The sequence below is a fragment of the Microbacterium sp. A20 genome (assembly GCF_004794515.1).
Classification (GTDB): Bacteria; Actinomycetota; Actinomycetes; order Actinomycetales; family Microbacteriaceae; genus Microbacterium.
Map to the genome: position 1 here is coordinate 224,441 of NZ_SSDF01000090.1, position 12,843 is coordinate 237,283.

At 70.2% G+C, this 12,843-nt stretch carries 11 protein-coding genes and 1 pseudogene; 9 read left to right on the plus strand and 3 right to left on the minus strand.

All coding sequences use genetic code 11. The annotated features are described in order from the left end of the window. Positions 1–85 precede the first annotated feature (85 nt). Positions 86–1,075: a UDP-glucose 4-epimerase GalE gene (gene galE, locus DW298_RS16985; RefSeq protein WP_136043635.1), complete on the plus strand. Its 990-nt coding sequence runs from the start codon at positions 86–88 to the stop codon at positions 1,073–1,075. A gap of 21 nt (positions 1,076–1,096) precedes the next feature. Here the strand turns inward: galE and DW298_RS16990 are convergent, their stop codons facing one another. Together DW298_RS16990 and DW298_RS16995 are read right to left on the minus strand one after the other, a co-directional pair. Next, entirely contained in the window at positions 1,097–2,395 is a 1,299-nt protein-coding gene (locus DW298_RS16990) for an O-antigen ligase family protein (RefSeq protein ID WP_136043636.1), read from the minus strand. Beyond that, the gene (locus tag DW298_RS16995; RefSeq protein ID WP_136043637.1) at positions 2,392–3,807 is read right to left on the minus strand and encodes an O-antigen ligase family protein; all 1,416 of its coding nucleotides are present in this window, start codon (positions 3,805–3,807) and stop codon (positions 2,392–2,394) included. Before DW298_RS16995 ends, DW298_RS16990 begins: the two co-directional genes overlap by 4 nt. Positions 3,808–3,875: 68 nt before the next feature. Between DW298_RS16995 and manA the strand changes: the two genes are divergently transcribed. The 4 genes from manA (at position 3,876) to DW298_RS17015 (ending at position 10,016) form a co-directional block, all read left to right on the plus strand. Next, positions 3,876–5,006 (plus strand): mannose-6-phosphate isomerase, class I, encoded by a 1,131-nt coding sequence (manA, locus tag DW298_RS17000; RefSeq protein ID WP_136043638.1) that lies wholly within the window; start codon positions 3,876–3,878, stop codon positions 5,004–5,006. A gap of 162 nt (positions 5,007–5,168) precedes the next feature. Then, on the plus strand, positions 5,169–5,489 hold the full coding sequence (locus DW298_RS17005) for a WhiB family transcriptional regulator (RefSeq protein WP_136043639.1): 321 nt from the start codon (positions 5,169–5,171) through the stop codon (positions 5,487–5,489). A gap of 106 nt (positions 5,490–5,595) precedes the next feature. Next, positions 5,596–8,637, plus strand: a complete 3,042-nt coding sequence (locus DW298_RS17010) for a glycosyltransferase (RefSeq protein ID WP_136043640.1) — start codon at positions 5,596–5,598, stop codon at positions 8,635–8,637. Continuing rightward, a complete protein-coding gene (locus DW298_RS17015; RefSeq protein ID WP_136043641.1) occupies positions 8,634–10,016 on the plus strand; it encodes a DUF5719 family protein in 1,383 nt (460 codons plus the stop codon). Before DW298_RS17010 ends, DW298_RS17015 begins: the two co-directional genes overlap by 4 nt. A 30-nt stretch (positions 10,017–10,046) precedes the next feature. Here the strand turns inward: DW298_RS17015 and DW298_RS17020 are convergent, their stop codons facing one another. After that, on the minus strand, positions 10,047–10,475 hold the full coding sequence (locus tag DW298_RS17020) for a hypothetical protein (RefSeq protein WP_240745172.1): 429 nt from the start codon (positions 10,473–10,475) through the stop codon (positions 10,047–10,049). 78 nt (positions 10,476–10,553) lie between these two features. Between DW298_RS17020 and DW298_RS17025 the strand changes: the two genes are divergently transcribed. From DW298_RS17025 to DW298_RS17040, 4 genes and pseudogenes are all read left to right on the plus strand, one after another. Then, entirely contained in the window at positions 10,554–10,760 is a 207-nt protein-coding gene (locus tag DW298_RS17025; protein WP_029261978.1) for a DUF3499 family protein, read from the plus strand. Positions 10,761–10,859: 99 nt separating this feature from the next. After that, entirely contained in the window at positions 10,860–11,786 is a 927-nt protein-coding gene (locus DW298_RS17030) for an efflux RND transporter periplasmic adaptor subunit (protein ID WP_136043642.1), read from the plus strand. Further along, entirely contained in the window at positions 11,783–12,586 is an 804-nt protein-coding gene (locus DW298_RS17035; protein ID WP_136043643.1) for an ABC transporter ATP-binding protein, read from the plus strand. The genes DW298_RS17030 and DW298_RS17035 overlap by 4 nt, the downstream gene beginning before the upstream one ends. After that, a pseudogene (locus tag DW298_RS17040) lies at positions 12,583–12,843 on the plus strand (ABC transporter permease); the annotation flags it as partial. The gene DW298_RS17035 and the pseudogene DW298_RS17040, both read left to right, overlap by 4 nt.

Sequence of the window (12,843 nt, forward strand, 5' to 3'; positions counted from 1 at the left end):
CAGTGAGTAGCCTACCGTCGATGACCTTCGCATCTGCGGAGAGTCGCCCGGTGACCCCTCGGATGCGCTGGGTAGACTGACCGCGATGAAGGTACTGATCACCGGCGGCGCCGGCTACATTGGCTCAACCGTCGCGACGGCATGCATCGAAGCCGGAATCGAGGTCGTCATCCTCGACGACCTCTCCACGGGGCTTCGATCCTTCGGTGAGGGCCGCAACCTCTACGTCGGCGACATCGCCGACGGAGCCACGGTGGATGCCCTGCTCGCGGATCACCCCGACATCGACGCGGTGATCCACTGCGCTGCCCGCATCGTGGTTCCGGAGTCGGTCGCCGACCCCCTCGGGTATTACGACGCCAACGTGGGCAAGACGATCCTGTTGCTCCAGCGCCTGCGCGACGCCGGGATCCCACGCATCGTGTTCAGCTCTTCGGCATCCGTCTACGCGGGTGAGACGGGCGACGGCGTGGACGAGGGCGGCAGGCTCGCACCGTCGAGTCCGTACGCCAAGACGAAGGCTATGGTCGAGCAGATCCTCGACGACGCCGCGACGGCGGGCGACTTCCGTGCGATCGCGCTCCGCTACTTCAACCCGATCGGCGCTGACCCGCGACTGCGCACCGGTCTGCAGAATCCGACACCCTCGCACGCGCTGGGGAAGATCATGCAGGCGCGCGCGACCGGGGAGCCCTTCACGATCACGGGAACGGACTGGACGACGCGCGACGGCTCCGGTCTCCGCGACTACATCCACGTCTGGGACCTCGCTCTCGCGCATGTCGCAGCCGTGCAGAAGTTCGACGAGGTCGCCACGCCCGACGGCCCGTATCAGGTGATCAACCTCGGTACAGGAGACGGCGTGACCGTGCGCGAGCTCGTCGCGGCGTTCGAGCGGGTGACGGGCGAGCCGCTTCCGGTGACGGAGACCGACCGCCGCCCCGGGGATCAGGCCGGTGCGTTCGCGATCGTGGACCGCGCGGCAGCGGTCCTGCAGTGGCGCGCACAACGCTCGGTCGACGACGGGGTCCGCGACGCGATCGCCTGGGCGGAGAAGCTGCGCGCCACGCTCTGACCGCCGGGGTCCTCCGGCTGGTCACACCTCGGAGCGCAGCGTCGGGATCGTGCCCGTGTGGGCGGCGTCGATGTTCTCCCGCCAGGAGCGCGACTGTCCGGCGCGCAACGCGCACAGCACGAGCATGAACCACCCGGCGCCCACCAGGGTGAAGCTCTCGAACATCGAGTCGACGGCGAGCGTGACCAGGATGATCGGCGTCCACGCATAGACGACCGACCGTCGCACGCTCGCGACCAGCCAGGAGCGGATCAGCGCCACCCCGCCGAGGAGGAGGAGGAGCACGAGCCCCGCAGCCCCGAGTTGGAGCAGCACGTCGAAGAACGCGTTCAACGCGCTCTGGTGATGGTCCTCGAGCTGGAAGTTGATGTACGTGAACGGGTACTCGCCGCGTGCCCAGTCGCCGAACCAGCCCCACCCCTGGATCGGTTTGACGGCGACGAAGTCGAGGATCGTGTTCCAGAGCGACGCGCGCATCGAGAAGTCCGAGCCGGCGTCGAGCAGCGCGATGATCTGATGGCGCAACGCGAACGCGATCGTGAGTGCGAGCGCGACCAGGATGCCGAGCATCCACTGCACCAGATTGCGTCGCGCCGGCGACGTGTGCCGCACGATCGTGAGGGCGAGCGTGACGATTCCGACGGCGACGGCGAGCACGAGCACCGTGGGGGAGGCAGAGAGGAAAGCGAGCGACCCCGCGAGACCGATCGACACCACGGCGAGGGGAGAGTTCACAGACTGCGTCCGCCACTCGATCACGAAAGTGATCAGGGCGATCACGGCGACGAACCCGAGCATGTTGCGGCTGCCGAACAAGCCCTGCACCGGGCCGCCGGCGGCGAGATTGCCCTGGATCGAGAGGAAGGTGAACGGCAGGTCGAGCAGCACCCCGGAGAGGATCTCCACCCCGAGTGAGACGGCCAGGAGCACGCGGAGGGTGTCGCCGATGGCCCGCACGGTCTGCAGCGTGTCGCGGATGTGGCCGATCGTGATCGCGAGGAACGCATAGCCGAACAGCGACATCCACCCGAAGAACGTATCCGAGCGATCCGTGGTCCAGACCATGCTCACCAGCGCCCAACCGAGGAAGGCGAACAGCGACGAGGGAGCGATCCGCAACGGCGAGAGCTCGTCGCGTCGCACCCAGAGGATCGCCGCGCCCAGGACGCACAGCACCGCGATGACGGTGGCCAGAGTGACCGCCGAGGTCATCCGTCCGATCGCGTACGAGCCGAAGATGGCGGTGAGCGCAGCGAGGGCGAAGGCTCGCGCGAGCTCCACCGAACCGAGCAGTCGGACCAGCGGGCGGGCCGACGTCACGGCACCCGCCGTTGCCGCGTGCCGCGTTCGAAGACCAGATCCCGTTCCCCGACGCCCACCAGGGGCACCGACTTCAGCTTGAAGGACAGGAGCACCAGGAGCATCCAGCCCCAGAGCATGATCGGCGTGGACTCCGAGAATCCCTGTACCAGCAGCACCACGGTGAACAGGCTCGGCAGCAGGGTCAGCGGGGAGAACGGCCGCTTGGCGTGGAGATCCCACCGGGGCCGGTCGACGGCGAAGAACCAGGAGCGCCACAGCAGGCTCAGGTACGCGATTCCCATCAGGATCACGCCCAGCACGCCGAGCTGGAACAGCACGTCGAGCCACATGTTGTGCGCGTGGAACACGGTGATGCCGTGGTCGACGATCCAGCGGTCGAACGCCGGGTCCGTCGGGATCCAGGGACTGGAGAACCCGTTGCCGAAGAGGGGGTGCTCTCGCACCCGCTCGAGCACCTTCGCCCAGATCAGGTCGGAGCGCCCGGTGAGGTCGGAGCTGCGCCCGACGAGGCCGAGCAGCGGCTCGCGCAGCAGCCAGACCGCCGCGGCGGCCAGCGCCGTGCCGCCGATCGCCGTCACATAGATGCGCGTGCGTGCCCCCGGAGTGCGGGCACGGCGCATCAGCAGGGCGACCAGGAGCACCAGTGCGGCGGCAGCCGCGCACGCGAGCGCGGTCACCGACGACGTGCGCAGCAGGAAGTACGCCGCGAGCAGCATCCACAGAGCCAGTGTGGTGCGCCAGCGCGCGCGAGCGGCGAACAGCACGCCGAAGGTGATGATCGCGAACAGGGAGATGATCGCCAGGAGGTTGGCGTTGCCGACGATCCCCTGGATCCTCCCGCCGTCGAACAGGTTGTCTCTGACCCAGTACCACTGGGGGTCGATCTCGCCCTCCGGCAGCGTCGCGAAGTTCGGCAGCAGCGGCCCGTGCAGGACGAGGGAGACCCACAGCTCGATCGCCAGCGACAACCCGAGGATCCACTTGAAGGCGGAGGACAGCGCCCGGATGATCTCGTGCCAGGTGAGCACATGGGCGATGAACAGACCGTTCACGGTGACGGCGGCCAGGAGTACCCAGGTGATCAGGGTCGGTCCTCGCCATTGGGACCACGCGACCGAGACGAGGGCCAGGGTGGTGTATCCCATCGCCGTCCACGGCAGGCGGCGCCAGCGGAACGGCTGCGGGCGGTTGCGCGCGAGCATCGGGACGCCGATGCCGAGCGTCGCGAGAGTGAAGAGGACGAGGGTGACCGCGGCGCCCTCCATGCCGACCAGGTTGTACACCGCGGTGTGCGCGAAGGTCACGATGAGAACGAGGATCACGTAGCCGCGCAGCAGAAGGTGCCCCGTCGACTCGCGCTCCGGCGCCGTGGGCGGGGCTGTCACCGGGTGCTTGGTGTACTGGGCCATCGCGTTCAGGCTACCGCGCCGCGCTCGGCACGTGCCTGAACGCCGCAGCGCGGCTCTACGCTGGTGGCATGCTGCTGAGCCTCACGAACGCACCCCGCGACTACGCCTGGGGATCCGACTCCCTCCTCGCCGAACTCGAAGGGCGCACGCCGACCGGTGCTCCCGAAGCGGAAGTATGGTTCGGGGATCACCCCGGCGACCCCGCAGACGTCGCGGGCGGCGGCACCCTCGATCAGATCACCGGCGGCACACTCCCGTATCTGTTGAAGCTGCTCGCCGCGGGGAGGCCCCTCTCGATCCAGGTGCACCCGACCATCACGCAGGCGCGCGAGGGATGGGCGAAGGAGAGCGCGCTCGCCGCGGACGATCCGACGCGCAACTACCGCGACGACAACCACAAGCCCGAGCTCATCGTCGCGCTCAGCGAGCGATTCGAATCGCTCAGCGGCCTGCGTCCGGTGGCGGACACGCTCGAGCTGCTGGACCTGCTGGAGGACAACGACGGCCTCGCGCAGCTCCGCGCGCGGCTTGGGGGCGGAGCCGATGCGCTGCGGGACACCATCGGCTGGCTGCTCGGCGGCGACGCTCAGCACGAGGTCGACGAGATCATCGCCGCGGTGGTGCGCGCAGCGGAGAGCACCGACACGGGGAAGTGGGGCGCGACGCTGCGGGCGATCGCGGGGGTCGCAGCGACATACCCGGGGGACCCCGGCGTCGTCGTGGCTCTGCTCATGAACCACGTCGTGCTGCGACGGGGGGAGGGCGTGTTCCTGCGCGCCGGGCTTCTGCATGCCTACCTCGCAGGCCTCGGCGTCGAGATCATGGCGGCGAGTGACAACGTGCTCCGCGGCGGACTGACCCCCAAGCGCATCGACGTCCCCGAACTGCTCGCGATCCTCGACCCGACGCCCGGTGAGGTGCCGGTGCTGCGGCCGGAGGGTGCAGACGAGGTCACGGCGTACCCGGTTCCCGTCTCCGACTTCGCGCTCAGCAGGATCGCGGTGGATGGTGCTCCGGTCACGGTGGAGATCTCGGGGCCGACGATGGTGCTCGCGACTGCCGGGACCATCACGGTCAGCTCCTCGTCCGCAGCGGAAGTGCAGGTCCCCGTGGGAACCGTGGCGTTCGCCGGCGGCGACGAGCGCACGCTCACCGTGTCCGGCGAGGGTGAGGCGTTCGTGGCCGGCCCGGGGTTCTGAGCGTGTCGCGTCCGCCACGCCGCGACACGCCGAAGGATCGTCATGAACCTTCAAGAGTCGCTTGAGGGTTTACGATCCGCGACTTGACCGGAGCGAATGACACGGGTGTAATTAGTCATGCGCACGGCCCGCCGGGGGGCGGAGACAGGGTTGGAGATCGAGATGACGGGATACCGTTCCGACGTACCGGAGAACTGGTTCGTCGATCCGATCAACCTCGGTGTTCCCGGGGTGCGGCGCACGGACGCCGCCGATGACGACAACGCCCTCGCCTGGCAGGCGGATGCGCTCTGCTCGCAGACGGATCCCGAGGCCTTCTTCCCGGAGAAGGGCGGATCGACCAGAGACGCCAAGCGGATCTGCACCACCTGCGACGTCCGCAGCGAATGCCTCGAGTACGCGCTCAACAATGATGAGCGGTTCGGCATCTGGGGCGGACTCTCCGAGCGCGAGCGCCGCAAGCTCAAGCGCCGCGCCAGCTGATCGGCCGAGGCGGTCACGCGCGCTGAGGTCGTTGGCGCATCGCTTCGCAGGCGCGCCGCATCCACTGCTCCAGGGCCGGTCCCGACGCGCATAGGCTGACGACGTCATGCCAGCCCGAGTTCACGCCATCATCGTCGCGCGCCCCGGATCCTCATCCCGCGCGCAACTCCTCCGCACTCTCGACGCCGTGCGCTCCCAGACTTCACCCGCAGAGGCCGTGACGCTCGTCATGTGCGGAGATGCTTCCACCCTGCGCGAGAGTGAAGCCGTCGGAGCCGTCGTCGAGGGGATCATCGAAGCCCGCGCGACGACATCGTTCGCGGAGGCGGTCGAGCTCGCACGCCCACGCGTGAGCGAGGGCTCGGCGATCTGGCTGCTCGCACAGGACACGGCTCCGCATCCGCGGGCACTCGAGCGTCTCCGCGGCACGCTGGAGCGGTCGCCGTCCGCGGCGATCGTCGCTCCCAAACTCGTCGCGACCGACAACGATCGGGAGATCGTCTCGCTCGGAGTCAGCATGACGACTTTCGGACGATCGGTCGAACTCGCGGCAGGGGAACTCGACCAGGGACAGCACGATCGCATCGACGACGCGCTCGGCTCCGACGTGCGCGGCATCCTCATCCGCGGCGAGGTCCGCGACGCGCTGCGGCCCGACCCGGCGCTCGCCGGCGCCGACGAGGGGCTCGACCTCGGCGTCCGCGCACGCCTCGGCGGGGGGCGGCTCGTGCTCTCGCCGAGTGCGCGGATATCCGCAGCGCCCGACGGTCCGGCCGCGCTGCCCTCCGGCCGATCCCGACGCGCCTACGTCACCCGGCTGGCTCAACTGCACCGGCGACTGGCATATGCTCCGGCGGCCGCCGTGCCGCTGCACTGGCTCAGCCTGCTCCCGCTCGCGCTGTGGCGCTCCATCACGCACCTGGTCGGCAAGCGGCCGGAAGCGGTTCTCCCCGAGTGGGGGGCCGCCCTCACCGCGATGCTGCGGGTCGGCGCTGTCGCGCGGTCCCGGTCGCGCATCCGTGCCTTCCGCTCATCCACCTGGGCGAGCATCGCACCGTTGCGGGTGACGTCGTCCGATCTGCGGCGGCGTCTCGATGACGGGCACGGCAGCGAAGGCGGCGCCGTCAGCGAACTGCGTTTCTTCTCCGGCGGCGGCGCCTGGGCCGTGCTCGCGGCGCTCGTCGTGAGCATCGCCTCCTTCACGACTCTGCTCGCGTGGCCGGCGCTCGGCGGCGGCGAGCTTCTGCCGCTGCGTCAGACGATCTCGGCGCTCTGGAGCGATGCGGCGTGGGGCGCGCGGGGGACGGGGATCGGCCTTGTCGGCCCTGCCGATCCTTTCGCCGCGGTCGTGGCCGTGCTGGGCTCGCTGTGGCCATCCGGACCATCGTTCGCGATGGTGCTGCTGTGGATTCTCGCGCTTCCGCTCGCGGTGCTCGGCGGGTGGTTCGCGGCGACCCGAGTGACCGACCGGGCGGGGCTGCGCATTTTCGCGGGCGTCGCCTGGGCACTGGCTCCCACCTTCCTGACCGCACTCGTCGACGGCCGCCCGAGCGCGGTGTTGGTGCACCTCCTGCTGCCGTGGCTCTTCCATTCCGCTGTGGTGGCGCACCGATCCTGGGGCGCGGCCGGAAGCGCCTCCCTCCTGCTCGCCGCCGTGGTCGCCTGTGCTCCGTCACTGGCGCCGGCGCTCGCGCTGCTGTGGGTCGTGGCAGTGGGCATCGTCCTGGGCACCGGGCAGTTCCGTGGCGTCGGCCGTCTGCTCTGGCTGCTCGTGCCGACGGCGGTGCTCTTCGCCCCTCTCGTCTTCTGGCAGTTCGCACACGGGACGCCATTGGCGCTCCTGGGAGACCCCGGTCTCGTGTGGGCGGGCCCGCAGGCGTCCGCCGACGCCGCAGGCCGGCTGGCGCTCGCGATCGGATTCCCCACCACGGATCTCGCTGGTTGGGCGTCGCTCGTTCCCGCAGCGATCGCCGCGTGGGCACCGCTGCTGTGTGCGCCGATGGCTCTGCTCGCCCTCGGGGCGGCCGTCGCCCCGCGGTGGCGCGCGGGGATCACACTGCTCGTCGTCGCTCTGGCCGGTCTCGCGACGGCGTTCTTCGCTGTCGGCATCACGGTGAGCTTCGCCCAGGGTGCGGGCGTGGCGATCTGGCCGGGGGCGGGGCTCAGCCTGGCCTGGGTCGGGGTGGTGGGGGCGGCGCTCGTCACGCTCGACACCGCCATCACGCTTCCGAGGCTCCGGGTCCTCTCCGCGGTCGCTGCAGGGGTCGCGCTGGGGATCTGCGCCGTGCCGGCGCTCACCGCCTTCCACGCACAGCGGTCCGTCCTCACGAACGGCCCCGAATCGACTCTCCCTGCCTATGTCGCCGCGCAGGCGGCCGGGGACCGTCCGCTCGCGACGCTCGTGATGACGCCGCAGAACGACGGAGGACTCGCGGTCGAGGTGGTCTGGGGAGCGAGCGAGACGCTCGGATCCCAGACGACGATGGTCTCGACCGCCGTGGAGCCGCAGGGGGACGACGTCGCGACGCTCGCCGTCGATCTCCTCTCCGCCCGCGATTTCGACGCCCCGGGCGAGCTGGCGGCGAAGGGGATCAGCTACGTGCTGCTCGCCGAGCTGCCCGGAGACGAAGGAGACAAGGCCCGCACGCTCCGTGCGGCGGCCATCGCCTCGATCGATCAACGTGCCGGCCTGGTGCATGCGGGGGAGAGCGATCGCGGGGTGCTCTGGCGTCTGGAAGCCGAGGTCGCTGCGCCGCCGACCCTGACGTCCGCTCAGGAGGGAAGCGCTCGGCTCGTGTTGACGATCCAGCTGCTCGCGGTCTTCGTGGCACTGCTGCTGTCGATCCCGACCCGCGCCTCGCGTCGCGCGGCACGAGCCCAGTCCCGCATCGTCGGGCGCGCGCCGGATGAGCCGATGATCCTGCCCCGGCACGCGGAGGACCGGTCTCCGCTCGATGAGCAGACTCCGGTCGGCGCGATCGAGGAGCCGCAGGACGAGGCCGCTCTGACCGACGAGGCGCTGGTGCCGATCGCCGAGTCCGAGCCGGTCGAGGAGCCGGCTGAGCCGGCTGAGCCGTCCGATCCGGTCGACGCGCCGACAGACGTCGACGATGAGAGACCCGACACGACAGGGGAGAGGGACCGATGAGCGGTTCGCGCGCATTCAAGGTCGCCGCGACGGGCGCTCGCCTCGCCACCGGAGTCGCCGTGATAGCGGCCTGCGTCGTCGGCGTCGTCGCCGCAGTTCATGCACCGTGGCCGGTCATCCGGCATGATGCCGCCCACGTCGACGTCACGCCGCTCCCCGGAGACAGCGTCCTGGTGTGCAACGGCGACCTGCGCGCGCTCGGTCGCGATGCCATGGACCCGCTGGCGCTGAGCTCTGCGGGGTCGCCGACCCTCACCGCAGGCGGCACGTCGGGTGAGCCGTCTTCTGCCGCTCTGGCGGTGCAGGATCTTCCGGACGCGGGCGAGGTGCGCGTGCTCACGGGCGCCGTCGAAGGACGCTCGGCGCCGCTGATCGCCGCCGCCGAGTCGATCGCTCTCACGACGGAGGACCTCTCCGGGTTCGCGGCTGCCCCCTGCGGAGTCCCCCGACTGAACTCCTGGCTCGTCGGCGGGAGCACCGCCACGGGGACCGAGGACATCGTGATCCTGACCAATGCGGCCGAGGTTCCCTCGACCGTGACGCTGACGGTCTACGGCGAGACCAGAAGCGCACGCACGGTCATCGTGCCCGCGCGCACGCAGACTGCACTGCCGCTCACCTCGATCGCCGCCGGCGACACGGCGCCCGTCGTCCGCGTCGATGCGACAGGGGCTCCGGTCCGTGCGGTGCTGCAATCGTCGCTCACGCAGGTGCTGGATCCCGCGGGCCTGGACCTGCAGGACGCGGTGCCCGGCGCGCAGCAGAAGCTGGTGCTCACCGGCGTGGAGGTCTTCGGCTCCGACGGCGACGACGATGAGATGGCGGTGCTGCGGCTGCTCTCACCCGGCGCGGACGCGCGCGTGCAGGTCCGGGTCGTCGCGGAGGGGTCCGGCTCGGCCGCCGACGAGTTCACGGTTCCGCTCGAGCCCGATCTCCCGGCGCAGGTCGCGCTCAGCGGTCTCGAACCCGGTCGCTACACCGTCGAGGTGGAGGCGGACGCTCCTGTCCTGGCCGCACTGCGACAGCAGGACGGCTTCGGGCGTGATGCGGACTTCGCATGGGTCACGCCGGCACCGTCGATCGACGGCGAGGTGGTGTTCGCGGTACCGTCGGGTCCGCCGGGCCGACTCCAGCTGGCGAACTCGTCGGAGGAGGACACCACGGTGACGATCGAGCCGCTCGACGGGGGCACATCCGAGGATGTCGTCGTCGCCGCAGGAGCGACGGTCGGGGTCGATGTGGAGACCGGGACGACCTATCGGATGCAGTCGACGGGCGCGGTGCACGCGGCTGTCGCGCTCACCGCTTCGGGCGCACTCGCGGTGCTGCCGGTGCAGGCGAGTGCCGGCGTCGAGAAGGCCATCACCGTCTACCCCTGATCGCTCCTCCGGATGGGAGGGTCGGCGGGTTCAGTGTTCGTGGCCGAGATCCCACGGTTCGCGGCCGACGTACTCCGCAGCCGCCCGGAACACCGCGCTCTCGATCGCCATGCGGCGGTGCGCGGCATCGTCGTGCCCCGGCGGCAGGAGGCGCTCGATGGGCAGTCGGAACAGCACGATGCGCCGGTTCTCCCGATCGAGATGCCAACGCGGAACCGCATCGGTCGTTTCGAACGCCGGTATCGCGCCGATCTCGAACCGGACGTCCTGGAGTTCCGGCCACGTCCCGCGCAAGAACTCGACGGCGGTTCCGACGGTCAGATCGAAACGATCGAGACGACCGTCGAGCGGCGCGAGAGGCGGTCGGACGACCTCGCTGCGGCCCAGACGCCCGTGGCGGCCGTGCCGCGCACCGCGCCGTGGAGCGGCAGAGGCGTGAGCGGCGCGGCGACGGGGCATGTCGAAAGTCTAGGCGGTGCCGACGTGCGCGGCGCGGCATCCCCGGCTCGGATGCGTGCGAGCCGTACGCTGACGGAGATGGACGGACGACTGTGCTCGAAGGTCGGCTGCGCGCGCGAAGCCGTGGCCACCCTCACCTACGACTATGGGGACAAGATGGCGGCACTCGGTCCGCTCGGCGCCGCGAACGACCCGCAGGCGCATGACCTGTGCTCGCCGCATGCCGATCGACTCTCGGTGCCGGCGGGCTGGCTCGTCGTGAGGCACGAAGCACTTCGAGCCTGAGGGCGCGTCGACACGCGGTCGCCTTCGCGATACCGGGAAAACTGTTTCTGGATACGCTGACTCCAGGCGTGCCAGGGCGGCGCTGCCGGAAAGGCACTCGTGATCGTCTGGCGTCGCTGGATCTTCCCCCTGCTTCTCGTCGTGGTCATCGGCGCGTGCGCTGCAGCACTCGTCAAGATCGCTTTCTTCCCCGACCGGGCCGAGAGCATGGTCAGCCCGGAAGCGGCGATCACCGATCCGGTCGTGGCCGTCGAGCGCGGATCCGTCGTGAACGCGCTGAGCCTGACGGGTAACGTCGCGCGCGATGAGATCTTCGCGGTGCGCAGCGAGATCGACGGCACGGTCACCGCCGTTCACGTGAGTGAGGGTGCCGCGGTATCACCGGGCCAGAAGCTGTTCACCATCCGCCAGGAAGATCCCCGCAAGGACATCGACGTGCTCGCGTCGGAGGCCGGCGACGTGTCCGAGATCGCGCTCGTGAAGGGCCAGCCGACGTCGGTGGGCACCGAGATCTTCAGTCTCACGCCCGCGCGGTACCACCTCCTCGCGACCGTCGACCCCGTGCAGCTGTATCGCCTCGTCAACGCGCCGAGTGAGGCCACGGTCACCATCACCGGTGGTCCGGCGCCGTTCGCCTGCACAGGCGTCCGTGTGCAGGTCACCACAGAGGGCACGGCGAGTGTGCGCTGCGCGATCCCCGCCGGGCAGACCGTCTTCGCCGGGCTCCCCGCGACCATGGATCTGGCCCTCGGTCAGGTCGAGGACGCGCTCGTGATCCCGGTCACCGCGGTGCAGGGCGGCGCGGGCTCAGGGAACGTCTGGGTCGATGCAGCCGACGGTGCGGAGCCCGAGGAGCGCGCGGTGAAGCTCGGCGTGAACGACGGGACGATCGTCGAGGTCACCGAAGGACTGGAGGAGGGGGAGAGCATCCGCCAGTTCGTGCCGGGCTTCGTCGCCCCGGTCGAGGAGTTCTGCTACGAGGTCTCCCCGGGCGTCGAGCAGTGCGACAGCGGGATGAGCTGGTGACTCTGGTCGCTCTGGAGGACGTCACCAAGAGCGTCCTCCTCGCCGACGACTCGCAGCTCGAGATCCTCCGTGGCATCACTCTCGAGGTCGGCGCCGGAGACCACGTCTCGATCGTCGGCCGCTCCGGCTCGGGCAAGTCGACGCTGCTGAACATCCTCGGGATGCTGGACTCGCCGACGTCCGGCTCGGTCTCGTTCGAGGGGCGAGAGGTGCGTCGCATGCGCTCGGGGCGCCTGGATCGGCTGCGCGGCGACAACGTCGGCTTCGTCTTCCAGCAGTTCAACCTGCTCCCGGGTCGAACCGCACTCGACAACGTGATGATGCCCCTCGGCCACGCGAAGGGGAAGACGTTCTGGAACCGACGGCAGATCGCCGCGGACATGCTCGAGCGGGTGGGACTCGGCCACAGGATCGGCCAGATCGCCGACAAGCTCTCCGGCGGGGAGCAGCAGCGTGTTGCGATCGCCAGGGCGCTGGTGCGCAGACCCGTCCTGATCCTCGCGGACGAGCCCACCGGCGCGCTCGACATCGACACGGGCGCATCGGTCATGTCGCTCCTGGACGAGGTCGCCACCGAGACGGATGCCGCCCTGGTCACCATCACGCACGACCTCCACGTAGCGGCCCGCGCTCGTCGGCACTACCGATTGGACGCCGGGCGCCTGGAGACCGCGGACCTCAGCCGTGCCTTCGAGGCCTCGACGCTCGCGGCTCCCGCCCCCGCCGCTCCGCCGCAGCCCGCGGCCCCCGCTCCGGCACCGCCCGTGGCCGTGCCCGCTGCGTCCGAGGTCGTCTCGTGACGGGCTTCCTCGGCGCGCTCTCCGACGCGTGGGCCGAGATCCGCGTCCACAAGCTCCGTGTGCTGCTCAGCCTGATCGGCATCGCCGTGTCGGTCGGAGCGCTCACGGCGGTCGTGGCGATCTCGGAGTATCAGCGTCAGTTCCAGGCCGAGCAGTCCGACCGCTGGGGAGGGCGTGTGGCCACCCTCGTCGTCGCGGCGAGCACTGGCGACGGCTCTCCCGTGGATCCCGATGACTTCGATGCTCGTTTTAGCCGC

Excerpts from the sequence above, each read along its gene's own strand:
- DW298_RS16995 (WP_136043637.1), bottom strand. The coding sequence starts at position 3,807 with ATGGCCCAGTACACCAAGCACCCGGTGACAGCCCCGCCCACGGCGCCG.
- DW298_RS17010 (WP_136043640.1), top strand. The coding sequence starts at position 5,596 with ATGCCAGCCCGAGTTCACGCCATCATCGTCGCGCGCCCCGGATCCTCA.
- DW298_RS17005 (WP_136043639.1), top strand. The coding sequence starts at position 5,169 with ATGACGGGATACCGTTCCGACGTACCGGAGAACTGGTTCGTCGATCCG.
- manA (WP_136043638.1), top strand. The coding sequence starts at position 3,876 with ATGCTGCTGAGCCTCACGAACGCACCCCGCGACTACGCCTGGGGATCC.
- DW298_RS17020 (WP_240745172.1), bottom strand. The coding sequence starts at position 10,475 with ATGCCCCGTCGCCGCGCCGCTCACGCCTCTGCCGCTCCACGGCGCGGT.
- galE (WP_136043635.1), top strand. The coding sequence starts at position 86 with ATGAAGGTACTGATCACCGGCGGCGCCGGCTACATTGGCTCAACCGTC.
- DW298_RS17015 (WP_136043641.1), top strand. The coding sequence starts at position 8,634 with ATGAGCGGTTCGCGCGCATTCAAGGTCGCCGCGACGGGCGCTCGCCTC.
- DW298_RS17025 (WP_029261978.1), top strand. The coding sequence starts at position 10,554 with ATGGACGGACGACTGTGCTCGAAGGTCGGCTGCGCGCGCGAAGCCGTG.